20 protein-coding genes are annotated in these 24,069 nt (G+C 62.2%); all 20 read right to left on the bottom strand.

All coding sequences use genetic code 11. The annotated features are described in order from the left end of the window. Positions 1-595 precede the first annotated feature (595 nt). The 20 genes from nuoN to mnmA all read right to left on the bottom strand — a co-directional run bounded on the left by nuoN (position 596) and on the right by mnmA (position 24,057). Positions 596-2,059 (bottom strand): NADH-quinone oxidoreductase subunit NuoN, encoded by a 1,464-nt coding sequence (gene nuoN / locus ACODSJ_RS15180; protein WP_489102503.1) that lies wholly within the window; start codon positions 2,057-2,059, stop codon positions 596-598. 7 nt (positions 2,060-2,066) lie between these two features. Beyond that, a complete protein-coding gene (gene nuoM / locus ACODSJ_RS15175; protein ID WP_489102502.1) occupies positions 2,067-3,599 on the bottom strand; it encodes an NADH-quinone oxidoreductase subunit M in 1,533 nt (510 codons plus the stop codon). 39 nt (positions 3,600-3,638) lie between these two features. Continuing rightward, entirely contained in the window at positions 3,639-5,492 is a 1,854-nt protein-coding gene (gene nuoL / locus ACODSJ_RS15170) for an NADH-quinone oxidoreductase subunit L (protein WP_489102501.1), read from the bottom strand. Next, positions 5,489-5,797: an NADH-quinone oxidoreductase subunit NuoK gene (nuoK, locus tag ACODSJ_RS15165; RefSeq protein ID WP_003180046.1), complete on the bottom strand. Its 309-nt coding sequence runs from the start codon at positions 5,795-5,797 to the stop codon at positions 5,489-5,491. The genes nuoL and nuoK overlap by 4 nt, the downstream gene beginning before the upstream one ends. A 4-nt stretch (positions 5,798-5,801) precedes the next feature. Then, entirely contained in the window at positions 5,802-6,302 is a 501-nt protein-coding gene (gene nuoJ, locus ACODSJ_RS15160) for an NADH-quinone oxidoreductase subunit J (RefSeq protein ID WP_489102500.1), read from the bottom strand. A 9-nt stretch (positions 6,303-6,311) separates the two neighbouring features. Further along, positions 6,312-6,860: an NADH-quinone oxidoreductase subunit NuoI gene (gene nuoI, locus ACODSJ_RS15155; RefSeq protein ID WP_260961416.1), complete on the bottom strand. Its 549-nt coding sequence runs from the start codon at positions 6,858-6,860 to the stop codon at positions 6,312-6,314. Positions 6,861-6,871: 11 nt separating this feature from the next. Next, positions 6,872-7,879 (bottom strand): NADH-quinone oxidoreductase subunit NuoH, encoded by a 1,008-nt coding sequence (nuoH, locus tag ACODSJ_RS15150; RefSeq protein WP_489102499.1) that lies wholly within the window; start codon positions 7,877-7,879, stop codon positions 6,872-6,874. Further along, on the bottom strand, positions 7,876-10,590 hold the full coding sequence (gene nuoG, locus ACODSJ_RS15145) for an NADH-quinone oxidoreductase subunit NuoG (RefSeq protein WP_489102498.1): 2,715 nt from the start codon (positions 10,588-10,590) through the stop codon (positions 7,876-7,878). The genes nuoH and nuoG overlap by 4 nt, the downstream gene beginning before the upstream one ends. A gap of 137 nt (positions 10,591-10,727) precedes the next feature. Then, the gene (gene nuoF, locus ACODSJ_RS15140) at positions 10,728-12,083 is read right to left on the bottom strand and encodes an NADH-quinone oxidoreductase subunit NuoF (RefSeq protein WP_489102497.1); all 1,356 of its coding nucleotides are present in this window, start codon (positions 12,081-12,083) and stop codon (positions 10,728-10,730) included. Then, a complete protein-coding gene (gene nuoE, locus ACODSJ_RS15135) occupies positions 12,080-12,577 on the bottom strand; it encodes an NADH-quinone oxidoreductase subunit NuoE (RefSeq protein ID WP_489102496.1) in 498 nt (165 codons plus the stop codon). The genes nuoF and nuoE overlap by 4 nt, the downstream gene beginning before the upstream one ends. A gap of 2 nt (positions 12,578-12,579) precedes the next feature. Then, entirely contained in the window at positions 12,580-14,364 is a 1,785-nt protein-coding gene (gene nuoC / locus ACODSJ_RS15130) for an NADH-quinone oxidoreductase subunit C/D (protein ID WP_489102495.1), read from the bottom strand. 73 nt (positions 14,365-14,437) lie between these two features. Further along, positions 14,438-15,112: a NuoB/complex I 20 kDa subunit family protein gene (locus ACODSJ_RS15125; protein ID WP_003180065.1), complete on the bottom strand. Its 675-nt coding sequence runs from the start codon at positions 15,110-15,112 to the stop codon at positions 14,438-14,440. Positions 15,113-15,122: 10 nt separating this feature from the next. After that, the gene (locus tag ACODSJ_RS15120) at positions 15,123-15,536 is read right to left on the bottom strand and encodes an NADH-quinone oxidoreductase subunit A (protein WP_003180067.1); all 414 of its coding nucleotides are present in this window, start codon (positions 15,534-15,536) and stop codon (positions 15,123-15,125) included. Between the two features lie 668 nt (positions 15,537-16,204). Beyond that, the gene (aceA, locus tag ACODSJ_RS15115; protein WP_489102494.1) at positions 16,205-17,530 is read right to left on the bottom strand and encodes an isocitrate lyase; all 1,326 of its coding nucleotides are present in this window, start codon (positions 17,528-17,530) and stop codon (positions 16,205-16,207) included. 487 nt (positions 17,531-18,017) lie between these two features. Next, positions 18,018-18,779: a secretin N-terminal domain-containing protein gene (locus ACODSJ_RS15110; protein ID WP_489102493.1), complete on the bottom strand. Its 762-nt coding sequence runs from the start codon at positions 18,777-18,779 to the stop codon at positions 18,018-18,020. A gap of 234 nt (positions 18,780-19,013) precedes the next feature. Beyond that, positions 19,014-19,439, bottom strand: a complete 426-nt coding sequence (locus ACODSJ_RS15105) for a GNAT family N-acetyltransferase (RefSeq protein ID WP_489102492.1) — start codon at positions 19,437-19,439, stop codon at positions 19,014-19,016. After that, a complete protein-coding gene (locus ACODSJ_RS15100; protein ID WP_489102491.1) occupies positions 19,432-20,598 on the bottom strand; it encodes a ribosomal protein uL16 3-hydroxylase in 1,167 nt (388 codons plus the stop codon). The genes ACODSJ_RS15105 and ACODSJ_RS15100 overlap by 8 nt, the downstream gene beginning before the upstream one ends. Before the next feature lie 83 nt (positions 20,599-20,681). Continuing rightward, complete coding sequence (purB, locus tag ACODSJ_RS15095; protein WP_489102490.1) at positions 20,682-22,052, bottom strand: adenylosuccinate lyase; 1,371 nt, start codon at positions 22,050-22,052, stop codon at positions 20,682-20,684. A 260-nt stretch (positions 22,053-22,312) separates the two neighbouring features. Beyond that, the gene (gene hflD / locus ACODSJ_RS15090) at positions 22,313-22,936 is read right to left on the bottom strand and encodes a high frequency lysogenization protein HflD (RefSeq protein ID WP_489102489.1); all 624 of its coding nucleotides are present in this window, start codon (positions 22,934-22,936) and stop codon (positions 22,313-22,315) included. Further along, the gene (gene mnmA / locus ACODSJ_RS15085) at positions 22,933-24,057 is read right to left on the bottom strand and encodes a tRNA 2-thiouridine(34) synthase MnmA (protein ID WP_489102488.1); all 1,125 of its coding nucleotides are present in this window, start codon (positions 24,055-24,057) and stop codon (positions 22,933-22,935) included. The genes hflD and mnmA overlap by 4 nt, the downstream gene beginning before the upstream one ends. Positions 24,058-24,069 lie beyond the last annotated feature (12 nt).

Here is a 24,069-nt window from a genome sequence, read left to right as displayed (position 1 = left end):
GTTCATTCGGCGTCCTCCGTGGCAACGCCTTGCGTTGCATCCGGGCTAGCATCGCGGCCTAACATTGTTGAAAACATTCCTTGTTACTCCGGCCGGGCGAACATGGGACGAGCAAATTTCCCCATGGTCGGGTTTGCGTTTTTTTGGCGGATTAGCGTGGGAGAGTTTCAGCGGAAAGTTCCATTTTTTGGCGTAGGTTATTTGCCCGTCTGGAGACGTTTCAGACGCGTCCTATAACGAGATTGCGAATTTCTTAGGAGCGGTCCTACGCAAAGGCCGGTTTGTTACCGTTCGGTCGGTCCGCCGTCTTGGGCGAAGTGGCTGTGGGCGGGGGTGGTGTGTCTGGTGCTGCGTATTCGGCAAGGTTTGGGGCCGCTTCGCGGCCCAGCGGGAGCAAGCTCCCTCGCCACGGGGTTGTCGGTGGCCTTAGGTGAACAGCATTGCGCTGTTTAGGCTGGTCTTCTTACAGACGGAAGGTTGAGGGGAGGGAAATCGAGCGGGCATGTTTGCTTTCGGTTAGAGCGGATTCTGCCCCCTCAAATAAAAAACCCGCATCTCGCGATACGGGTTTTTCGTGGCTACACCGTCCGGGCAATCAGCCCGTCAGACCGGCCTGTTGGGCCAGGGTCAGCAATGGCTGCGGGTACACGCCGAGGAAGAAGGCGAGTACCGCGATGGCCAGCAGCATCACGCCGCCTGCTTTCTGCTCCCAGTGCAACTCGGCATCGTGGCGACGCAGGTTGGGTTCCATCAGGTACAGGGTGACCATGACGCGCAGGTAGTAGAACACGCCGATGGCGCTGCCCAGTACCAGGGAACCGACCAGCCACCATTGGTGAGCCTCGACGCCGGTGGCGATGATGTAGAACTTGCCGATGAAGCCGGCGGTCAGCGGGATGCCGGCCAGGGACAGCATCATCACGGTCAGCACGGCGGTCAGGTACGGACGGCGCCAGAACAGGCCGCGGTATTCGTACAGGGCGTCGGCGTCGCGGCCATTGTACGGCGAGGACATCAGGGTGATCACGCCGAAGGCGCCGAGGCTGGTGATCACGTAGGTGACCAGGTACACGCCGATGGCTTCCACGGCCAGGCCCTTGCTGGCGATCAGGGCGATCAGCAGGTAACCGAAGTGGGCGATGGACGAGTAACCCAGCAGACGCTTGAGGTTGCTCTGGGTCAGCGCCAGCAGGTTACCGAACAGGATCGACGCGATGGCGATGACGGTCAGCACGTTGCTCAACACACCGCTGCTGGCCACTGGCGAGATCTGGAACAGACGCACCATGACCGCGAACACAGCCACTTTCGACGCGGTGGCCAGGAACGCCGCCACCGGTGCCGGAGCACCTTCGTAGACGTCCGGGGTCCAGAGGTGGAACGGTACCAGCGACAGCTTGAACGCCAGGCCGATCAGCATCATGGCCAGGCCCAACTGCGCGATCGGGCTAGGCAGGCCGGTGGCCGCCAGGGCCTGGCCGATGCCGACGAAGCTCAGGGTGCCGGCTTCGGCGTAGAGCAGGGCCATGCCGAACAACAGGAACGCCGAGCCGGCGGCCGACAGCACCATGTACTTGATGCCGGCTTCCAGGGAGCGCTTGTTGAAGAAGGCGTAGGCCACCAGGCCGTAGACCGGTACCGACAGCAGTTCCAGGCCGATGAACAGGCTGGCCAGGTGCTGCGCGCTGACCAGGACCAGGCCACCGGCGGCGGCCATCAGGATCAGCAGGTACAGTTCTTCGCGGTTGCCCGGGTAACCCGAGCCGCCATCACCCAGGTAGGCGTGGGCGAGGGTGACGCAGGCGAGGGTGGCGACCAGGATCAGCGCCATGTACAGGCACGCGAAGCTGTCGATCTGCAACAGCGGGGTGACCGCCAATGGCGCGACTTTCAGGGCCGGCAAAATCGACAGCAAGGCCAGGTTCAGCCCCGCCACCGACAGCAGGAAGGTCTGCGAGTGATTGCGCCGCCAGGCGATCGCCAGCATGACCACGATGATCGTGGCGCTGGTGATCAACAGCGGTGCAAGCGCGATAAAGTGTTGAATCGTGAATTCCATAGCGCTCTTACCGGGCCGAAGCGAGTTGAGAGAAGGCAGTGCCGAGCCACTGCTGCACGCCATGCATCGTGGCGGCAGAAGTGTCGAGGAACGGTTGCGGGGACACGCCGAGGTAAACCAGCAGCGCCGCAAGGCCCAGCACCATGATCAGTTCACGACCGTCCATGCCACGCAACACTTCGTCCGACTTGGACGGGCCGAAGTAGGCGCGGTGGATCATGATCAGCGAGTAGACCGAACCGAACACCAGGCCGGAAGTGGCGATGGCGACGATCCACGGCGAACTGGCGAACGTGCCGATCAGGATCAGGAACTCACCGACGAAGTTGCCGGTGCCCGGCAGGCCCAGGGAAGCGGCTGCGAAGAACAGGCTGATGGCCGGCAGGTAAGCGATGCGCGACCACACGCCACCCATCTCACGCATGTCCCGGGTGTGCAGGCGCTCGTACAGCTGGCCGCTGAGGATAAAGAGTGCCGCCGCCGACAGGCCGTGGGCGAGCATCTGTACCACCGCGCCTTGCAGGGCCAGTTGGCTGCCGGAGTAGATCCCGATCAGCACGAAGCCCATGTGCGAAACGCTGGAGAACGCGATCAGGCGCTTGATGTCGGTCTGGGCGAACGCCAGGAACGCACCGTAGAAAATCCCGATCAGGCCCAGGGTCATGGCAATCGGCGCAAACTCGGCCGAGGCATTGGGGAACATCGGCAGGGCGAAGCGCAACAGGCCGTAGGCCGCTGTCTTGAGCAAGATACCGGCCAGGTCCACGGAACCTGCGGTCGGCGCCTGGGCGTGAGCGTCAGGCAACCAGGAGTGGAACGGCACCACCGGCAGCTTCACCGCGAAGGCGATGAAGAAGCCAAGCATCAGGATGTACTCGGTGCCCGCCGACATCTTGGTTTTCAACAGGTCGGCGTAGTTGAAGGTAATCACGCCGGTGTTGTTGAAGTTGACCAGCACCAGGCCAAGGATCGCCACCAACATGATCAGGCCGGAAGCCTGGGTGAAGATGAAGAACTTGGTCGCCGCGTAGATCCGGGTTTTCTTGCCGTCCGAAGAACTGTGACCCCAGAGCGCGATGAGGAAGTACATCGGCACCAGCATCATTTCCCAGAAGAAGAAGAACATGAACAGGTCCAGCGCCAGGAACACGCCGACGACACCGCCCAAGATCCACATCAGGTTCAGGTGGAAGAAGCCGACGTGACGCTGGATCTCTTTCCAGGAGCACAGGACAGAGAGGATACCCAGCAGGCCGGTCAGCAGGATCATCAGCAGCGACAGGCCGTCGAGGGCCAGGTGCACGCTGATGCCGAAACGCGCGATCCAGGCGTGCTTGAATTCAAGCGCCCAGGTCGGATCGGCGCCAGGGGCCGGAGCAAATGAATAGTCGCCGGTCGCCCACAGCCAGAGGCCGAGCGCGAGTTCCAGGGACATGGTCAGCAGCGCAATCCAGCGCGGGAGCGTGGAGCTGGAGCGCTCCGCGATCCAGCACAGCAGGCCGCCGATAAAGGGGATCAGGATTAGCCAGGGCAGAATCATGACGGGCTCGTTTCCTTTCGCAAGTTCGCAAGGTTCATATCAGACCGCTACCAGCACGATGGCGCCGATAACCAGCACGGCGCCAGCCGCCATGGAAGCCGCATACCAACGCAGTTGACCGGTCTCGGTACGGCTCAGGGCAGTGTGGCCGCCCTTGGCCATGCGCGGGATCAGGCCAATGGTCTGGTCGAGCGGGTCTTTGCGCAGAATGTGGCTGATCGCAAGGTATGGCTTGACGAACAGTTTGTCGTAGATCCAGTCGAAGCCCCAGGCGGCGAACCACCAGGCCGAAAGGACACGGCCGAGGCCGCTGTTGGCGATCGCCGTGACGAAACGGCGCTTGCCCAGGAACAGCAGGGCGGCCAGCAGGATGCCCGACAAGGCAATGGCGCCCGAGGCGATTTCCAGGCTGTGCTTGGCTTCGCCGCCGGCATGGCCGACGCTTTCCGGCAGCACACCGTGCAGCGGCGGAACGATCATGGCGCCGACGAACGTCGACAGCACGATCAGTACCGACAGCGGCAGCCAGTGGGCAATGCCATGGCCGGCGTGGGCTTCGGTCTTGGCTTCACCGTGGAACGCGATGAAGATCAGGCGGAAGGTGTACAGCGAGGTCATGAACGCACCCACCAGGCCGGCATAGAGCAGGCCCTGGTTACCGCTGGCGAACGCTTCCCAGAGGATCTCGTCCTTGGAGTAGAAACCGGCGGTGACCAGTGGCAGGGCCGCGAGGGCCGCGCCGCCGACGATGAAGCTGGCGTAGGCCAACGGCAGTTTCTTCCACAGGCCGCCCATCTTGAAGATGTTCTGCTCGTGGTGGCAGGCAACGATCACCGCACCGGAGGCAAGGAACAGCAGGGCCTTGAAGAAGGCGTGGGTCATCAGGTGGAAGATCGCGCCTTCCCAGGCACCCACGCCCAGGGCCAGGAACATGTAGCCGATCTGGCTCATGGTCGAGTACGCGAGGATACGCTTGATGTCGGTCTGTACCAGTGCCGCGAAACCGGCCAGCACCAGGGTCACGCCACCGACGATGCCCACCAGGTGCAGGATGTCCGGCGCCAGGGCGAACAGGCCGTGGGTACGGGCGATCAGGTAGACGCCTGCGGTCACCATGGTCGCGGCGTGGATCAGTGCCGAGACCGGGGTAGGGCCGGCCATCGCGTCCGCCAACCAGGTTTGCAGTGGCAGTTGCGCGGATTTACCGACGGCACCGCCCAGCAGCATCAGCGTCGCCAGGACGATCCAGAAGTCGCCGGCCTTGAAGTGCTCGGGCGCACGCACCAGCAGTTCCTGGATGTTCAGCGTGCCCAGTTGCTGGAACAGGATGAACAGGCCGATGGCCATGAACACGTCACCGATCCGGGTCACGATGAACGCCTTGAGTGCGGCGTTACCGTTGTTGCGGTTGCTGTAGTAGAAGCCGATCAACAGGTACGAGCACAGGCCCACGCCTTCCCAGCCGAAGTACAGGAACAGCAGGTTATCGCCCAGCACCAGGAACAGCATGCTGGCGATGAACAGGTTGGTGTAGGCGAAGAAGCGCGAATAACCGGCTTCGCCGCGCATGTACCAGGAGGCGAACAGGTGGATCAGGAAACCCACGCCGACCACCACGCCCAGCATGGTCACCGACAAACCGTCCAGGTACAGGGCGAAGTTCGGCGTGAAGCCTTCTACCGCCATCCAGCGCCACAGCACTTGCACGTACGCGCCACCTTCGGGCGGGGCGATGTTGAACTGCCAGATCACGTAGGCCGTGACGATGGCAGACAGGCCAATGGAACCGACGCCAACCAGCGCCGAGAGGTTTTCCGACCAGCGTCCACGGGAGAACGACAGCAACAGGAAACCGATGAGGGGGAATACAAAAGTCAGGAAGAGTAGGTTCATCCGCGCATCTCGCTGGCAGCGTCGATATCGAGAGTGTGGAAGCGGCGATACAGCTGCAACAGGATCGCCAGGCCGATACTGGCCTCGGCGGCTGCAAGGCTGATCACCAGGATGAACATGATCTGTCCATCCGGTTGCGCCCAGCGAGCGCCCGCGACGATGAAGGCCAGGGCGGAGGCATTCATCATGACCTCCAGGCTCATCAGCACGAACAGAATGTTGCGGCGGACCATCAGGCCGACCAGACCGAGACAGAACAGGATGCCGGCAACGGCCAGACCATGTTCGAGAGGGATAGCAGGCATGTGATTACTCCTTCGCCTCGTTACGGCCCAAGTGGAACGCCGTGACGGCTGCGGCAAGCAGCAGCATCGAGGCGAGTTCGACCACCAGCAGGTACGGGCCGAACAGGCTGATGCCCACGGCCTTGGCGCCTACGGTGGTGTGGCCGATGGCCTGGCCGCTCTGGTGAGCGAACAGCACATACAGCAGTTCACCCAGCAGCAGGGCGGCGAGAATCACCGGCCCCGCCCAGATGCCGGGCTTGAGCCAGGAGCGTTCCTGCTGGACCGCGGCCGGGCCGAGGTTGAGCATCATCACCACGAACACGAACAGCACCATGATGGCGCCGGCGTAGGCGATCACTTCCAGGGCGCCGGCAAACGGCGCACCCAGGGCGAAGAACGTCATGGCCACGGCAATGAGCGAGACGATCAGGTAGAGCAGGGCGTGCACGGGGTTGGTGTTGGTGACCACACGAAGCGTGGACACCACCGCGATACCCGATGCGAAATAGAAAGCGAATTCCATCTTTCTTCCTTAAGGCAGCAAGCTCTTCACGTTGATCGGTTCGGCTTCATTCTGCGCGGCGCCTTTGGGCTTACCGTCGATGGCCATACCTGCAACACGATAGAAGTTGTAATCAGGGTTTTTACCGGGACCGGAAATCAGCAGGTCTTCTTTCTCGTACACCAGGTCCTGACGTTTGAAGTCGGCCATTTCGAAGTCCGGCGTGAGCTGGATCGCGGTGGTCGGGCACGCTTCTTCGCACAGGCCGCAGAAAATGCAGCGTGAGAAGTTGATGCGGAAGAAGTCCGGGTACCAGCGACCGTCTTCGGTTTCGGCTTTCTGCAGCGAAATGCAACCGACCGGGCAGGCCACGGCGCACAGGTTGCAGGCCACGCAGCGCTCTTCGCCGTCGGGGTCGCGGGTCAGGACGATGCGGCCGCGATAACGCGGCGCCAGGTAGACCGGCTCTTCAGGGTATTGCAGGGTGTCGCGCTTGCGAAAGCCATGGCCGAAGATCATGACCAGGCTTCGCAGTTGGGTACCGGTACCCTTAACGATGTCGCCAATATATTTGAACATGGGTCAAATCCTCACTGAACCGCGGCCGCAGGCGTGTTCATCAACACGATCGCAGCGGTCACCAGCAAATTGATCAGGGTCAGTGGCAGGCAGAACTTCCAGCTGAAGTCCATCACCTGGTCGTAGCGCGGACGCGGGATGGAGGCGCGCAGCAGGACGAACAGCATGATGAAGAACGCAGTCTTCAGGGCGAACCACACGAAGGACAGTTGCGGCAGGATGTCGAACGGACCGTGCCAGCCGCCGAAGAACAGCGTGACCAGCAGAGCCGAGATCAGGACGATGCCGATGTACTCACCGACGAAGAACATGCCCCATTTCATGCCGGCGTATTCAATGTGGTAGCCGTCGGCCAGTTCCTGTTCCGCTTCCGGTTGGTCGAAGGGGTGACGGTGAGTCACCGCCACGCCGGCGACGAAGAAGGTGCAGAAGCCGAAGAACTGCGGAATGATGAACCACAGGTTCTGGGCCTGGTACTCAACGATGTCGCGCATGTTGAACGAGCCGGCCTGGACCACCACGCCCATGAGCGCCAGGCCCATGAACACTTCGTAGGACACAGTCTGGGCCGAGGCCCGCAGGCTGCCCAGCAGGGCGAACTTGTTGTTGCTCGACCAGCCGGCGAACAGCACCGCGTACACCGACAGGCCGGCCATGGCGAAGAAGAACAGCAGGCCGATGTTCAGGTCCGCCACGCCCCAGGTCGGGGTGATCGGGATGATCGCGAAGGCGATCAGCAAGGCGCTCATGGCCACCACCGGTGCCAGGGTGAAGATCACCTTGTCGGCAAACGGCGGCGTCCAGTCTTCCTTGAAGAACATCTTGATCATGTCGGCGGCGATCTGGAACATGCCGTACGGGCCGACACGGTTCGGACCGTAACGGTCCTGCCACCAGCCCAGCAGGCGACGTTCGACGAAACTCAGCAAGGCGCCTGCGACCACCACGGCCAGCAGGATCACGATGGCCTTGAGAACCGTCAGGATCACCTCGATCACTTCGGGGGTGAACCAGCTCATTGCGCTGCCTCCTGCAGACCGTCGACAGTCTTGCCGAATACCGCCGGTGGGATACCCGCCAGTCCGGCTGGCAGGGCGACCAGGCCGGCGCCCAGTTCTTCATTGATGCGCAGTGGCAGACGCAGGGTCTGGCCGGCAACGTTCAGGCTGAGCAGGGCGCCATCGTTGACACCCAGGCGATCGGCTTCGGATTTTGCCAGCGACACGTAGGCGGCCGGGATGCGTTCCTGCACGGGCGCGGCCTTGGAAGAGTTCTCTTCGCTGCCGAACAAGTGATGGAACGGCACGACCTGCCAGGTGCCCGGAGCCGGGTTGAAGGCGCGTGGAACGCTGGCGAACCAGCTCAGGCCATCGCCCTGGCTTTCGATCAGGCGGGAGCCCGGGTCGCCAGCACGCAGGTGACCACCGACTTCGTCCTGGAACTTGTTCCAGGCTTGCGGCGAGTTCCAGCCCGGCGACCAGGCGAACGGCACCTGCGAGCGCGGTTCGGCGGAGCCCGAGTAACCTTCCATGGAGAAGGCGAACGCGGTGTCCTGGTCTTGCGGGGTGCGCGGTTCGTGCACGCTGACGTTGGCGCGCATCGCAGTACGGCCGGAATAACGCAGCGGTTCACGAGCCAGTTTCAGGCCCTTGATACGGAACGAGGCGGACGGCGCGGCGTCGACGATACCGGCCAGTTGCGCGTTGCTCGAAGCGACGGCGGCGGTCACGTGGTCCAGTTGCGTCCAGTCGATCGGCTGGTTCAGCAAGGTGGAACGCAGGGCATGCAGCCAGCGCCAGCCTTCGTGGACCAGGATGCTGGCGTCCATGTATTGCGGGTCGAAGACCTGGAAGAAGCGCTGGGCGCGACCTTCCTGGCTGACCAGGGTGCCGTCGCCTTCGGCGAAGCTCGCCGCCGGCAGCACCAGCTGGGCGCGGTCGGTAGTGGCGGTTTTCTGGTGGTCGGCGACGATCAGCACTTTCGCGGCGTTCAGGGCGGCGTCCACACGGGCTTTGTCGGTGCGGGTGTACAGGTCGTTTTCCAGCACCACGATGGCGTCGGCGCTGCCGTCGATCACCGCTTGCAGGGCTGCGTCCACCGACTCGCCACCGAGCATGGCCAGGCCGAGGCTGTTGGCTTCCGGCACGACCAGGCTGATGGAGCCGTTCTTCTCGCGCAGCTTCAAGGCCTTGGCGATGTTGGCGGCGGCTTCGATCAGTGCTTTCGATGCCAGGGAGGTGCCGGCGACGATCAGCGGACGCTTGGCGGCCAGCAGGGCATCGGCGATGCGTTGGACCAGGGCGGTCGCTTCGCTGTCCAGGCCTTCGACGGCCGGGGCGCTGGCATCCAGGGCGTGGGCAACGGCGAAGCCGATGCGGGCCAGGTCGTCCGGTGCCGCGTGGACGCATTCTTCGGCCACGTCGTCGAGCTTGGTTTCAGCGAGGCTGGCAATGAACAGCGGGTTCAGCGCGTGCTGGCCGATGTTCTTCACCGCGGCGTCGAGCCATGGCTGCACGCGCATGGCGTCGGCCATTTCCTCGGCTTTGCCCTTGACCGACTGGCGCAGGGCCAGGGCCATGCGGGCGGCGGTCTGGGTCAGGTCTTCACCCAGGACGAACACGGCGTCGTGGTTTTCGATGTCGCGCATCGTCGGCACGGGCAGCGGACTGTCCTTGAGCACTTGCAGCACCAGGCGGATGCGCTCCAGCTCACCGGCTTCGATGCCGCTGTAGAAGTGCTCGGCACCGACCAGTTCACGCAGGGCGTAGTTGCTTTCCAGGCTGGCCCGTGGCGAACCGATGCCGACGATGTTGCGACCGCGCAGCAGTTCGCTGGCCTTGTCGAGGGCTTCGTCGACGTTCAACTTGGCGCCGTCCGCCAGCAATGGCTGGCGTGGACGGTCGGTGCGGTTGACGTAGCCGTAGCCAAAGCGGCCACGGTCGCACAGGAAGTACTGGTTGACCGAACCGTTGTAGCGGTTTTCGATACGACGCAGTTCACCGTAGCGCTCGCCCGGGGAAATGTTGCAACCGCTGGAGCAGCCATGGCAGATGCTCGGCGAGAACTGCATGTCCCACTTGCGGTTGTAGCGCTCGGAGTGAGTCTTGTCGGTGAACACACCGGTCGGGCAGACCTCGGTGAGGTTGCCCGAGAACTCGCTTTCCAAGGTGCCGTCTTCGACGCGACCGAAGTACACGTTGTCGTGGGCGCCGAATACGCCCAGGTCGGTACCGCCGGCGTAGTCCTTGTAGTAACGCACGCAGCGGTAGCAGGCGATGCAGCGGTTCATCTCATGGGAAATGAACGGCCCCAGCTGCTGGTTCTGGTGGGTGCGCTTCTTGAAGCGATAACGGCGCTCGTTGTGGCCGGTCATCACCGTCATGTCTTGCAGGTGGCAGTGACCGCCTTCTTCGCAGACCGGGCAGTCGTGCGGGTGGTTGGTCATCAGCCATTCGACGACACTGGCGCGAAACGCCTTGGATTCTTCATCGTCGATGGAGATCCAGGTGTTGTCGGTGGCCGGGGTCATGCAGGACATGACGATCCGGCCGCGGGTGTCGTTCTCATCGGTGTATTGCTTGACTGCGCACTGGCGACAGGCGCCAACGCTGCCAAGGGCGGGGTGCCAGCAGAAATAAGGGATGTCGAGGCCCAGCGACAGACATGCCTGTAACAGGTTGTCTGCCCCGTCGACTTCGAGCGCTTTGCCGTCTACGTGGATAGTGGCCATGGTTCAAAGTTCTTCGTTGGCCCGGTGTCAGCGGGCGTGGCTAATGGAATCTTGCTACTCGCGTGAATCAACACAGCCGTCTACGGCGTCATCACACGAGAGGACGAAGGGCACGGACCCTTCGCCTTTTTAAGCGTTTACGCGCCGACTACGATCGGCTTTGCCAGAGGCGGGACGGCGGCGCTGGTGGGCGCGATGCCGGCCTCGAACTCGGGGCGGAAGTATTTGATTGCGCTGCCCAATGGCTCGACGGCACCCGGTGCGTGAGCACAGAAGGTCTTGCCTGGGCCGAGGAAGCCGACCAGGCCCAACAGGGTCTCGATGTCGCCGGCTTGGCCTTGGCCTTTCTCGAGGGCCATCAGGAGCTTGACGCTCCACGGCAGGCCATCGCGGCAAGGGGTGCAGAAACCGCAGGATTCGCGGGCGAAAAACTGCTCCATGTTGCGCAGCAGCGAAACCATGTTGACGCTGTCGTCCACCGCCATGGCCAGGCCGGTACCCATGCGGGTGCCCACCTTGGCGATGCCGCCGGCATACATTTGTGCGTCCAGGTGTTCCGGCAACAGGAAACCGGTACCGGCACCGCCAGGCTGCCAGCATTTGAGCTTGTAGCCGTCGCGCATGCCGCCGGCGTAGTCTTCGAACAGCTCGCGGCCGGTGACGCCGAAGGGCAGTTCCCACAGGCCGGGGTTCTTGACCTTGCCGGAGAAGCCCATGAGCTTGGTGCCCATGTCTTCGCTGCCGTCGCGGGCCAGGGATTTGTACCAGTCCACGCCGTCGGCGATGATCGCCGGCACGTTGCACAGGGTTTCGACGTTGTTCACACAGGTCGGCTTGCCCCACACGCCGACGGCGGCAGGGAAGGGCGGCTTGGAGCGCGGGTTGGCGCGGCGGCCTTCCAGGGAGTTGATCAGTGCGGTTTCTTCACCGCAGATGTAGCGCCCGGCACCGGTGTGGACGAACAGCTCGAAATCAAAACCCGAACCCAGGATGTTCTTGCCCAAGAGGCCTGCGGCCTTGGCTTCTTCCACGGCACGGTTCAGGTGCTTGGCAGCGGTGGTGTATTCGCCGCGCAGGAAGATGTAGCCACGGTAGGTCTTCAGCGCACGGGCGCTGATCAGCATGCCTTCGATCAGCAGATGGGGCAGTTGCTCCATCAGCATGCGGTCTTTCCAGGTGTTGGGCTCCATTTCATCCGCGTTGCACAGCAGGTAGCGGATGTTGATGGATTCGTCCTTGGGCATCAGGCCCCACTTCACGCCAGTGGGGAAGCCCGCGCCGCCACGACCCTTGAGGCCGGAGTCTTTCACGGTCTGGACGATGTCGTCCTGGGCCATCTGGGTGAAAGCCTTGCGTGCGGCGGCATAGCCGTTCTTGGCCTGGTATTCGTCCAGCCACACCGGTTCGCCGTCGTCGCGCAGACGCCAGGTCAGGGGATGGGTTTCGGCCGAACGCTGGATACGGTTGGCGGGCCCGAAGGAAGTCAGGGTCATACGTAGCCCTCCAGCAGTTTGGCGACACCGTCCGGCGCAACGCCACCGAAGGTGTCGTCGTCGATCATCAGTGCCGGCGCCTTGTCGCAGTTGCCCAGGCAGCACACTGGCAGCAGCGTGAAACGGCCGTCTGCAGTGGTCTGGCCCAGGCCGATGCCCAGTTTGCTCTGGATTTCGCTGACCACGGACTCATGGCCGCCGATGTAGCAGACCATGCTGTCGCAGACGCGAATGATGTGGCGACCCACCGGCTGGCGGAAAATCTGGCTGTAGAAAGTGGCCACACCTTCAACGTCGCTGGCCGGGATGCCGAGGATCTCGCCGATGGCGTAGAGCGCGCCGTCAGGCACCCAGCCACGTTCCTTCTGGACGATCTTCAGGGCTTCGATCGACGCCGCGCGCGGGTCTTCGTAGTGATGCAGCTCGTGCTCGATGGCCGAGCGCTCGGTTTCGCTCAGGGCGAAACGGTCAGTCTGGATAAGCGTGCTGTTCATGCTTAGCGGTCCACGTCGGCCATAACGAAATCGATACTACCCAGGTACGCAATCATGTCCGCGACCATGCTGCCTTTGATCACCGAAGGGATCTGCTGCAGGTGCGGATAGCTTGGGGTGCGGATCCGGGTGCGGTAGCTCATGGTGCCGCCATCGCTCGTCAGGTAATAACTGTTGATGCCCTTGGTCGCTTCGATCATCTGGAAGGATTCGTTGGCCGGCATGACCGGGCCCCACGAAACTTGCAGGAAGTGCGTGATCAGGGTTTCGATGTGTTGCAGCGTGCGCTCTTTAGGCGGCGGCGTCGTCAGCGGGTGATCCGCCTTGTACGGGCCTTCTGGCATGTTGCGCATGCACTGTTCGATGATCTTGACGCTCTGGCGCATTTCCTCGACGCGAACCATGCAGCGGTCGTAGGCGTCGCCATTGGTCGCCAGCGGCACTTCGAATTCGAAGTTCTCGTAGCCGGAGTAAGGGCGTGCCTTGCGCAGGTCGAAGTCGCAGCCGGTGGAACGCAGGCCTGCACCGGTGACGCCCCATTCCAGGGCTTGCTTGGTGTTATAGGCAGCGACCCCGATGGTACGACCCTTGAGGATGCTGTTCTGCAACGCCGCCTTGGTGTATTCGTCCAGGCGCTTGGGCATCCACTCGACGAAGTCCTTGACCAGTTTTTCCCAGCCGCGCGGCAGGTCGTGCGCGACGCCGCCGATGCGGTACCAGGCCGGGTGCAGGCGGAAGCCGGTGATGGCTTCGATCACGGTGTAGGCTTTCTGGCGGTCGGTGAAGGTGAAGAACACCGGCGTCATGGCGCCCACGTCCTGGATGTAGGTACCCAGGAACAGCAGGTGGCTGGTGATGCGGAAGAACTCGGCCATCATGATGCGGATGACGTCGACCTTTTCCGGCACCTTGATCCCGGCCAGTTTCTCGACCGAGAGCACGTACGGCAGGTTGTTCATCACACCGCCGAGGTAGTCGATGCGGTCGGTGTACGGGATGTAGCTGTGCCAGGACTGGCGTTCGCCCATCTTCTCGGCGCCACGGTGGTGGTAGCCGATGTCCGGGACGCAGTCGACGATCTCTTCGCCGTCCAGCTGCAGGATGATACGGAATGCACCGTGGGCCGAAGGGTGGTTCGGACCGAGGTTGAGGAACATGTAGTCCTCGTTCGGCCCGGAACGCTTCATGCCCCAGTCTTCGGGGCGGAAGCGCGCGGCTTCTTCCTCGAGCTGTTGCTTGGCCAGGGACAGGCTGAACGGATCGAACTCGGTGGCACGGGCCGGGAAGTCCTTGCGCAGCGGGTGACCTTCCCAGGTCGGCGGCATCATGATGCGCGTCAGGTGCGGGTGGCCCGGGAAGTTGATACCGAACATGTCCCACACTTCACGCTCGTACCAGTTGGCGTTCGGCCAGATACCGGTCACGGTCGGCACGCTGAGGTCGCTCTCGGACAAGGCGACCTTGATCATTACGTCACTATTACGTTCGATCGACAGCAGGTGGTAGAACACGGTGAAGTCGACGCCCTCGGGCAGCCCCTGGCGCTTGGTGCGCAGGCGCTCGTCCACGCCGTGCAGGTCATAGAGCATGACGTACGGCTTGGGCAGGTTGCGCAGGAAGGTCAGGACTTCGATGAGTCGGGCGCGGGCAACCCACAGCACCGGCATGCCGGTGCGGGTCGCCTGGACGGTGAACGCGTCGGCGCCGAAACGGTTGTTCAGTTCGACGACCACATCCTGGTCGTCTGCCTTGTAAGGCGGGATGTACAGAGCACTGCCTGTAGTCATGGTTATTTATCGCTTTCGGTCAACGTAGAGAATGAAGCCAGGTTCTCGTTTCTTGTTCAGGAACAGAGCTGGATCAGACTTCGTCGGGGCTGCGCAGGTTGGTGACTGCGATACGCTGTTCGCGGCGCTGTTCCTTTTGCGACGGCATCTCGGCGCGATAGACGCCTTGATCACCGACGACCCAGGACAGTGGGCGACGCTCCTGGCCAATCGACTCCTGCAACAGCATCAAGCCTTGCAGGAAAGCTTCAGGGCGAGGCGGGCAGCCGGGCACGTAGACGTCCACGGGCAGGAACTTGTCCACCCCTTGAACGACGGAATAGATGTCGTACATGCCACCGGAGTTGGCGCACGAACCCATGGAGATAACCCACTTCGGTTCGAGCATTTGCTCGTAGAGACGCTGGATGATCGGCGCCATCTTGATGAAGCAGGTACCGGCGATAACCATGAAGTCCGCTTGGCGCGGCGATGCCCGGATAACCTCGGCGCCAAAGCGCGCGATGTCGTGGGGCGCCGTGAAGGCGGTGGTCATTTCCACGTAGCAGCACGAAAGGCCGAAGTTGTACGGCCACAGGGAGTTCTTGCGACCCCAGTTGACCGTGCTGTTCAGCACGTCTTCGAGCTTGCCCATGAAGATGTTCTTGTGGACCTGATCCTCTAACGGATCGGCGACGGTCTCCCGTTCGCCAATCGGGTACTGCTCGTTAGGAGCATCGGGGTCGATTCTGGTGAGATTGTATTGCATTGCCAAAGCCTCATTGTTTCAGCTTCGCTTGTCGCTTGCGCCGAGCTTCCGGAGCCCAATCAAGTGCCCCCACTCGGTATAGGTAGACAAGACCTGCCAACAGAATTGCTATGAAAACGAGTGCTTCGACGAATCCGGTCCAGCCGCTTTCGCGGACGGACACAGACCATGCAAAGAGAAAGAGGGCTTCGATATCGAAGATCACGAACAGCATCGCGACCAGATAGAATTTGGCTGAGAGCCGCAAGCGGGCGCCACCGGTGGGTAGCATGCCGGACTCGAACGGTTCGTTTTTGCTGCGGCCCCAGGCTCGTGACCCGAGTAGGCTCGACACACCGAGCATGAAGGCACAAAGGCCGACAACACCCAGAAGGAAAATGGCAAAGCCCCAGTTGTGGGCCATGAGTCCTGTCGCTTCGGGCATGCTGGAAATCCTTAACAGAGAGCAAAGGTCTCTGAGCTTGAAAAGAAATAACGCAGTGACGATATGTCGCAGCAATCAATCGCGGTGATTTTATGGCTAAACACCGGGCAAGTAAAATTCCTATAGCGAAATTATTTATTGGAATAAAGACATAGCGCACCCCCAAGAGCCCACAGCCCCGGCCCGGCGGGCATTGGCCGTTTATTCGTCAATAATATTTTCTGCTGGATGTAACAAAGTAGCGGTCCACCTAAATGATAATTGTTTTTGTTTGGCCGGGTTTTTCGTGAATAATCCGGTGCACTGGCTTGTAACTAGTCTGGCATCGCCGCTACTGCAATTGTCGGCGCGGCCGTTTTACTCTTATTCGGACGCTCTAATACTGCGTTCGATCAATTTTCCTATCATTTCATTCATCTGCTGCGACGACGCTTGCCAAGAGCCGGCCTGAACTCCTGTGGCGAGGGAGCTTGCTCCCGCTGGCTGCGCAGCAGCCCTCTAGTGAGCGCTTCGCGCTCAAGCGGGAGCAAGTTCCCTCGCCACGGATTCAGGGGAATGCGTGGCTGATAAAGAATAGGCGAAAAAAAGCCCCGAGCCAGTCGGGGCGTTCAGATCGTCGGCCTTGCGGTTAGCTTTGATTCGGTCCGCAAGGGCCGCGGTTCAGCGAATCAATGGAACTGCTCTTCCTCGGTCGAGCCGGTCAGCGCGGTCACCGACGAAGCGCCACCCTGGATCACAGTGGTCATGTCGTCGAAGTAGCCCGTGCCCACTTCCTGCTGGTGCGCCACGAAGGTGTAGCCCTTGGCCGCGTCGGCGAATTCCTGCTCTTGCAGTTTCACGTAGGCGGTCATGTCGTTGCGGGCGTAGTCGTGCGCCAGGTTGAACATGCTGTGCCACATGTTGTGAATGCCGGCCAGGGTGATGAACTGGTGCTTGTAGCCCATGGCGGACAGTTCGCGCTGGAACTTGGCGATGGTCGCGTCGTCCAGGTTTTTCTTCCAGTTGAAGGAAGGCGAGCAGTTGTACGACAGGATCTGGTCCGGGTATTCCTTCTTGATCGCTTCGGCGAAGCGGCGGGCTTCGTCCAGGTCCGGCTTGGCGGTTTCGCACCAGATCAGGTCGGCGTACGGCGCGTAGGCCAGGCCGCGGGCGATGGCCTGGTCGAGGCCGGCACGTACCTTGTAGAAACCTTCCGGGGTGCGGGTGCCGGTCACGAACGGCTGGTCGTACGGGTCGCAGTCGGAAGTCAGCAGGTCAGCGGCGTTGGCGTCGGTACGGGCCAGGATGATGGTCGGTACGCCGGCAACGTCGGCCGCCAGGCGGGCTGCGGTCAGCTTCTGCACGGCTTCCTGGGTAGGCACCAGGACCTTGCCGCCCATGTGGCCGCACTTCTTCACCGAAGCCAGTTGGTCTTCGAAGTGAACGCCTGCAGCGCCGGCTTCGATCATGCTCTTCATCAGCTCGTAGGCGTTGAGTACGCCGCCGAAACCGGCCTCGGCGTCAGCCACGATCGGTGCGAAGTAGTCGATGTAGCCTTCGTCGCCCGGGTTCTTGCCGGCTTTCCACTGGATCTGGTCGGCACGGCGGAACGAGTTGTTGATGCGCTTGACCACGGTTGGAACCGAATCCACCGGGTACAGCGACTGGTCGGGGTACATCGATTCGGCGGAGTTGTTGTCCGCCGCCACTTGCCAGCCCGACAGGTAGATGGCCTGGATCCCGGCCTTGACTTGCTGCACGGCCTGGCCGCCGGTGAGGGCGCCCATGCAGTTGACGAAATCCTTCTCGGGACGGAAGGAAGGCTTGGCGCCCTGGGTCACCAGTTTCCAGAGCTTGTCGGCGCCCATTTTTGCAAGGGTGTGCTCAGGTTGGACCGAGCCACGCAGGCGGACGACGTCAGCGGCGGAGTAGTTGCGCTTCACGCCTTTCCAGCGCGGGTTTTCAGCCCAGTCTTTTTCAAGGGCTGCAATTTGCTGTTCGCGTGTCAGTGCCATGGAAATAAACCTCGTCGCGTCTTGTATGAAAGTCAGAAAACCTGCCTGCCGCCTGCCAGTCATTTGGTAGGGGCTGCTCGCTGGCCAGGGGCTGGACGGTCAAGTCGGTTCGGGCGGGTGGCGACGGGGTGAACGATGGCTCGAAGGGGAAAGTGAGCAGGTACGGGCGGACTGCGGGCGCATTCGGGCGTCGTGGGCCTTCATGTGAACTCAGAGTGATGCCGGGTTACCTAGTTACGCTTCCGTCCCTCGGGACAACTTCGTTCCAGTCGCAACCTCGTCAAACACACCTTGTGGGCGGTACAGACACGAATCGGCTCGCAGGGTGGTTGCAAGCGTCGACCCGAAGGCCCTTGCCAGGGCCCCTGATTAGCGGGAGCGAGGCCATCATGCCTTCGGTTTTTTTGCTCGTCAAACGTTTTGTAGTGCTTTTTTCGTGGCACTACATCTTTGGTCTAATACGACTCATCAGTCAGTTTTTGGTGCTTCAGTTCAGGGTGTCGACCTTGACCCGCAAAATCATGTCATCGCGGCCCTGGGTCGAGTAGCTGCGGGTCAGGCCCTGCTTGTCGGCTTGAGTCTGGCGATTCACGCCGGCCAGGGTGATCCATTCGCCCAGGCGTCCGCTGACGGTTGTGTCGGTGCTTTGAACGTTCACTACATCGGGACGTTCCTGGCTCATACGGTCACGATTGGTGCTGATGCTCAGGTGGACGATCTCTCCGGTGACGCTGGCAGTGACGTAGAAACCCTGGGTGACGTTGCGGTATTGGGTCTGGCTTTGCACGCGGCCGTAGTTGTCGGTCTGGTTGCTGGTGTACGGCACGCTCTGGCCGACCTGGATCAGCGCCGGCTGGCCTTCGCTCGCTTGCACCTGCTGCACGCCGCCTTCACGGCTGTCGGTGCTGTGGTTGATGATGCGGGTCTGGCTGGGCGCGGCGCCGTTGATCGAGTAGCCCTGATCGCCCTGCAGGTTGTTTTCGTTGGTGTCGACCGTGATCAGCAGGCGCTTGGGTGCGGTGTCCAGTTGCGCCAGGAACTGCCGGAGTTCTTCGATCTTGCCCGGTTCGGCGTTGACGATCAGTTGATTGCCATAGGCGCTGACCTGGCCGTCCTTGCCGATGAAGTTCTGCGCGACCGGCAACAGGTCGGCGCTGGTGCGGTAGTTCAAGGGCACGACTTGCGTGTCGGCCATCACCGACAGGCTGCAGCCAAGCAGCAGGGTGGTCAGCAGGGTGCGTAGGGACATGTCCATTTCTCCGCGAGACAAAGGCTTGATATTGCCAGTTTGTCGGCCCCGGGTGGGGCAAGTTGAATGGTAGACGGCAAAACGCCCCGGCATCGATGGATGGCGGGGCGTTTGGGGGTGTCGGATGATGCTTTTGTGGCGAGGGAGCTTGCTCCCGCTGGGTCGCGAAGCGAACCCCAAAAAACAGGGGCCGCTGCGCAGCCCAGCGGGAGCAAGCTCCCTCGCCACAGGGGGTCAGGCCGAGCGGCGAACCATGTCCACATGGGGAATCCCGGCTTCGAGAAACTCCTCGCTCATGATGGCAAACCCCAGGCGCTCATAGAACGGCGTGGCGTGCACCTGGGCGCTGAGCATCTGCTGCTGGAGCCCGCGTTTCTCGGCTTCGGTGATCACCGCGTGCATCAATGCATCGCCCACCTTCAGGCCGCGCCAATCCTTGAGCACCGAGACGCGGCCGATGTGGCCGTCGGTCAGCAGGCGAGCGGTGCCGATGGGGAAGTCGCCTTCGAATGCCAGGAAGTGCACGGCGCCCTGATCGTCGGCGTCCCACTCCAGTTCCGGCGGGACGGACTGTTCGACAATGAACACGCTCTCACGAATGCGCCGGATCTCGGCGTTATCCTTTTGCCAGTCTGCGACACGAACGTGGATTTTATTCATCGGCAAACCCCAGGCTACCTTGCTTGACCAGCTCGCAGATCAAGCCGCGACCGTCTTCGTCGGCCAGCCATGGGCCAAGGTTCTCGATGTGCAGGGCATCGGCGGCGCAGATCATTTTCAGCAGCTCGCGCAGCTTGCCCGGCAGGTAGCGGCTCTGGCCGCTGGCGAACAACAGCAGGTCGTCATCGACTTCCGACCACGCCAGGCGGGCGCTTGGGTTGCGGATGATCACGGCGCCTTGTTCCAGGCCGGCCAGCAAATCGTCTTCTTCCAGCTCCGGGCCGGTCACCAGTTCCGGGTAGCGCGGCTCGGTCATGAACTGGCCGAACCAGGTCAGCAGCAGGCGCTCGTCGCTCATGTGCTCGGCCAGCAGGCCCTTGAGGCGGTCGAGGGCGTCGTGCTGGATCTGGTGCGGATCGGCCACTGGGCGCGCGTCGGCGTCGGTGTAGCGTTCTTCGTCCGGCAGGAACTGGCTGAGGAAGTCGGTGAAGTGGGTCAGCACTTCGGCGGCGCTCGGTGCGCGAAAGCCTACGGAGTAGGTCAGGCAGTCATCCACCGCCACGCCCCAGTGCGCCAGGCGCGGTGGCAGGTAGAGCATGTCGCCCGGTTCCAGGGTCCACTCGTCGGTAGCGTCGAAGCCGTCGAGGATGCGCAGGTCGGCATGCTCCAGCAGCGGGCTTTCGGAATTGCACATCTGGCCGATTTTCCAGTTGCGCTTGCCCTGGCCTTGCAGCAGGAAGACGTCGTAGTTGTCGAAATGCGGACCCACGCTGCCGCCTGGCGCGGCAAAGCTGATCATCACATCGTCGATGCGCCAGCTTGGCAGGAAGCGGAAGTGCTCCAGCAGTTCGCTGACCTCGGGGACGAACTGATCGACGGCCTGCACCAGCAAAGTCCAGTCGCGCTCGGGCAGCTTGCTGAATTCATCTTCGGCGAACGGGCCGCGACGCAACTCCCAAGGGCGCTCGCCGTGTTCGATCACCAGGCGCGATTCGACTTCCTCTTCCAGGGCCAGGCCCGCCAGTTCGTCGGCGTCGATCGGGCTTTCGAAGTCAGGGATTGCCTGACGGATCAGCAGGGGCTTTTTCTGCCAGTAGTCGCGCAGGAACTCCCGTGCCGTGATGCCGCCCAGGAGTTGCAGAGGAATATCAGGATTCATGTGTAACCTATTGAAAAAATATACTTTTCAGACGCGAATAAAAACGCCCGGCGCGGCCGGGCGTCTCAGGGCGGCGCGATGGATCAGATGCGCTTGGCTTGTGCCGCCGCGTTGCCGATGTAGCTGGCCGGGGTCAGCTTTTTCAGCTCGGCGCGGGCTTGGGCAGGCATGTCCAGGCCATCGATGAAAGTCTGCAACGCTTCAGGGCTGATACCCTTGCCACGGGTCAGTTCTTTCAGCTTTTCATACGGGTTTTCGATGTTGTAGCGACGCATCACGGTCTGGATCGGCTCGGCCAGGACTTCCCAGCAAGCGTCCAGGTCGGCGGCGATCTTCTGCTCGTTCAACTCCAGCTTGCTGATGCCCTTGAGGCTGGCTTCGTAGGCAATGACGCTGTGGGCGAAGCCCACGCCCAGGTTGCGCAGCACGGTGGAGTCGGTCAGGTCGCGCTGCCAGCGGGAGATCGGCAGTTTGCTCGCCAGGTGCTGGAACAGTGCGTTGGCGATACCCAGGTTGCCTTCGGAGTTTTCGAAGTCGATCGGGTTGACCTTGTGCGGCATGGTCGAGGAACCGATTTCGCCGGCAATGGTGCGCTGCTTGAAGTAGCCCAGGGAGATGTAGCCCCAGATGTCACGGTCGAAGTCGATCAGGATGGTGTTGAAGCGCGCGATGGCGTCGAACAGCTCGGCGATGTAGTCGTGCGGCTCGATCTGGGTGGTGTACGGGTTGAAGCTCAGGCCCAGCTCGTCTTCGATGAAGGCGCGGGCGTTGGCTTCCCAGTCGATGTCCGGGTAGGCCGACAGGTGGGCGTTGTAGTTGCCCACGGCGCCGTTGATCTTGCCCAGCAGCGGCACGGCGGCCACCTGGGCGATCTGGCGCTCCAGGCGGTACACCACGTTCGCCAGCTCCTTGCCCAGGGTGGTCGGCGAGGCCGGTTGACCGTGGGTGCGCGACAGCATCGGAACGTCGGCGAAGCGGATCGCCAGCTCGCGGATGGCCTGGGCGACCTGGCGCATCAGCGGCAGCATCACCTCATCGCGGCCTTCGCGCAGCATCAGGGCGTGGGACAGGTTGTTGATGTCCTCGCTGGTGCAGGCAAAGTGGATGAATTCGCTGACGTTGGCCAGTTCCGGCAGCTTGGCCGCCTGCTCCTTGAGCAGGTATTCGATGGCCTTGACGTCGTGGTTGGTGGTGCGCTCGATTTCCTTGACGCGCTCGGCGTGCTCCAGCGCGAAGTTGTCGGCCAGGGCGTTCAGCACGGCGTTGGCTTCGGCGGAAAACGCCGGCACTTCGCTGATGGCAGGGTGAGCGGCCAGGCGCTGGAGCCAGCGCACTTCAACCAGGACGCGGGCACGAATCAGGCCGTACTCGCTGAAAATCGGGCGCAGGGCCTGGGTTTTGCCGGCGTAGCGGCCGTCTACAGGGGAAACCGCAGTGAGCGAAGAGAGCTGCATGGGGTGTTCTCGGACAGTCGGGCAACGAAATGGGGCGCGTATCATACATGAAAACAAGCGCCGGTCCGTCGCCAACTGACCGGCGTGTTACGCGTAACGAGATAAAACTATGTACTACCCGTGGCGAGGGAGCTTGCTCCCGCTGGGCTGCAAAGCAGCCCCCTGAGTCAGGCTGATCCAGCGGGTTGCCTGGATTCAGGGCTGCTTTGCAGCCCAGCGGGAGCAAGCTCCCTCGCCACAAAAAAACGGGTTGAAGCGACTTATTCGTTGCGCATCAACGGGTAAAGTTCTTTCAGCAATTTGCGTCGGCTGATCACCAGCTGCCAGCGATGGCCGCCCAGTTGCCGCCACAAGCGGGCCGAACGGATCCCGGCCAGCAGCAGGGCGCGAATCTTCGAGGCGTTGCTCGGTTGCTGCAGGTTGCGCATGTCGCCGTGCACCTGGATGCGCTGGCGCAAGGTGCTCAGGGTGTCCTGGTACAGCGCGCCGCAGGCGGCCACGACGTTTTCGTGGGACGGGCCGAAATGTTCGACCTGGGACTGGATCTGCGGCAAGCGTTTGCCGATGGTTTCCAGCATGTCGTCACGCTTGGCCAGCTGGCGTTCCAGGCCCAGCATCGACAAGGCATAACGCAGCGGTTCGCGTTGCAGGGCGCTGGGGTCGCGTTCCAGGGCGCCGATCAGGGCGCGATAACCTTCGCGCAGGTTCAGGTCGTCGCCGCCGTAGACTTCCAGGGTGTCCTTGGGGTCGCGAACCAACAGGCTGCCGAGCATGCAGGCCAGGCCCGCTTCGGTGGCCTGGCCGGTCTTGGCGATCCTGTCCACCAGCACGGCGGCGAGAAACACGCCGCCCAGTGCCGTCAGTTGTTCCTGGATGGGGCTCATGTCTGGCTGCTCCAGGGTTCGGCGACTTCGATCACGCCGCCGCCCAGGCAGATTTCGCCGTCGTAGAACACCACAGACTGGCCAGGCGTGACCGCCCGCTGCGGGTCATCGAAGATCGCACGGTAGCCCGTGGCGGTTTTTTCCAGGGTGCAAGGCTGGTCGCTCTGGCGGTAGCGAACCTTTGCGGTCAGGCGGCGCGGCTCGTTCAGGTCGATCGGGTTGACCCAGTAGATGTCGGAGGCGAGCAGGGCGCGGGAGAACAGCCACGGATGGTTGTTGCCCTGGCCGACGATCAGCTCGTTGTGTTCCAGGTCCTTGACCAATACGTACCACGGCTCTTCACCGGCGTCTTTCAGGCCGCCGATGCCCAGGCCCTGGCGTTGGCCGATGGTGTGGTACATCAAGCCGTGGTGGCGGCCGATGACTTCGCCTTCCGTCGTCTTGATCTCGCCTGGCTGGGCTGGCAGGTATTGCTTGAGGAAGTCGCTGAAGCGTCGCTCGCCGATGAAGCAGATTCCGGTGGAGTCTTTTTTCTTGGCGGTGGCCAGCGCGTGTTTTTCAGCGATGGCGCGCACTTCAGGCTTTTCCAGTTCGCCCACCGGGAACAGGGTCTTGGCGATCTGCTCGCCGCCCACGGCGTGCAGAAAGTAGCTCTGGTCCTTGTTCGGGTCCAGGCCCTTGAGCAGTTCGGTGCGACCGTCGATGTCGCGGCGGCGTACATAGTGGCCGGTGGCAATCAGATCGGCGCCGAGCGTCATGGCGTAGTCGAGGAACGCCTTGAACTTGATTTCGCGGTTGCAGAGGATGTCCGGGTTCGGCGTGCGACCGGCCTTGTATTCGGCCAGGAAGTGCTCGAACACGTTGTCCCAGTACTCGGCCGCGAAATTGGCGGTGTGCAGCTTGATGCCGATCTTGTCGCACACGGCCTGGGCGTCCGCCAGGTCGTCCATGGCGGTGCAGTATTCGGTGCCGTCGTCTTCCTCCCAGTTCTTCATGAACAGGCCTTCCACCTCATAACCCTGCTCGATCAGCAGAAGGGCGGAAACGGAAGAGTCCACGCCGCCGGACATGCCGACAATGACGCGCTTCTTTTGTGTGTCAGAAGGGACTGGATCACGCATAGGGATTCAACG

Source organism: Pseudomonas sp. FG6 (assembly GCF_057809015.1).
The sequence above is the reverse complement of the archived record's forward strand: the minus strand, read 5'-3'. Positions and strand labels throughout refer to the sequence as shown.

Coding starts and splice junctions, on each gene's coding strand:
- nuoN (WP_489102503.1), bottom strand. CDS start 2,059: ATGGAATTCACGATTCAACACTTTATCGCGCTTGCACCGCTGTTGATC.
- nuoM (WP_489102502.1), bottom strand. CDS start 3,599: ATGATTCTGCCCTGGCTAATCCTGATCCCCTTTATCGGCGGCCTGCTG.
- nuoL (WP_489102501.1), bottom strand. CDS start 5,492: ATGAACCTACTCTTCCTGACTTTTGTATTCCCCCTCATCGGTTTCCTG.
- nuoK (WP_003180046.1), bottom strand. CDS start 5,797: ATGCCTGCTATCCCTCTCGAACATGGTCTGGCCGTTGCCGGCATCCTG.
- nuoJ (WP_489102500.1), bottom strand. CDS start 6,302: ATGGAATTCGCTTTCTATTTCGCATCGGGTATCGCGGTGGTGTCCACG.
- nuoI (WP_260961416.1), bottom strand. CDS start 6,860: ATGTTCAAATATATTGGCGACATCGTTAAGGGTACCGGTACCCAACTG.
- nuoH (WP_489102499.1), bottom strand. CDS start 7,879: ATGAGCTGGTTCACCCCCGAAGTGATCGAGGTGATCCTGACGGTTCTC.
- nuoG (WP_489102498.1), bottom strand. CDS start 10,590: ATGGCCACTATCCACGTAGACGGCAAAGCGCTCGAAGTCGACGGGGCA.
- nuoF (WP_489102497.1), bottom strand. CDS start 12,083: ATGACCCTGACTTCCTTCGGGCCCGCCAACCGTATCCAGCGTTCGGCC.
- nuoE (WP_489102496.1), bottom strand. CDS start 12,577: ATGAACAGCACGCTTATCCAGACTGACCGTTTCGCCCTGAGCGAAACC.
- nuoC (WP_489102495.1), bottom strand. CDS start 14,364: ATGACTACAGGCAGTGCTCTGTACATCCCGCCTTACAAGGCAGACGAC.
- ACODSJ_RS15125 (WP_003180065.1), bottom strand. CDS start 15,112: ATGCAATACAATCTCACCAGAATCGACCCCGATGCTCCTAACGAGCAG.
- ACODSJ_RS15120 (WP_003180067.1), bottom strand. CDS start 15,536: ATGCCCGAAGCGACAGGACTCATGGCCCACAACTGGGGCTTTGCCATT.
- aceA (WP_489102494.1), bottom strand. CDS start 17,530: ATGGCACTGACACGCGAACAGCAAATTGCAGCCCTTGAAAAAGACTGG.
- ACODSJ_RS15110 (WP_489102493.1), bottom strand. CDS start 18,779: ATGTCCCTACGCACCCTGCTGACCACCCTGCTGCTTGGCTGCAGCCTG.
- ACODSJ_RS15105 (WP_489102492.1), bottom strand. CDS start 19,439: ATGAATAAAATCCACGTTCGTGTCGCAGACTGGCAAAAGGATAACGCC.
- ACODSJ_RS15100 (WP_489102491.1), bottom strand. CDS start 20,598: ATGAATCCTGATATTCCTCTGCAACTCCTGGGCGGCATCACGGCACGG.
- purB (WP_489102490.1), bottom strand. CDS start 22,052: ATGCAGCTCTCTTCGCTCACTGCGGTTTCCCCTGTAGACGGCCGCTAC.
- hflD (WP_489102489.1), bottom strand. CDS start 22,936: ATGAGCCCCATCCAGGAACAACTGACGGCACTGGGCGGCGTGTTTCTC.
- mnmA (WP_489102488.1), bottom strand. CDS start 24,057: ATGCGTGATCCAGTCCCTTCTGACACACAAAAGAAGCGCGTCATTGTC.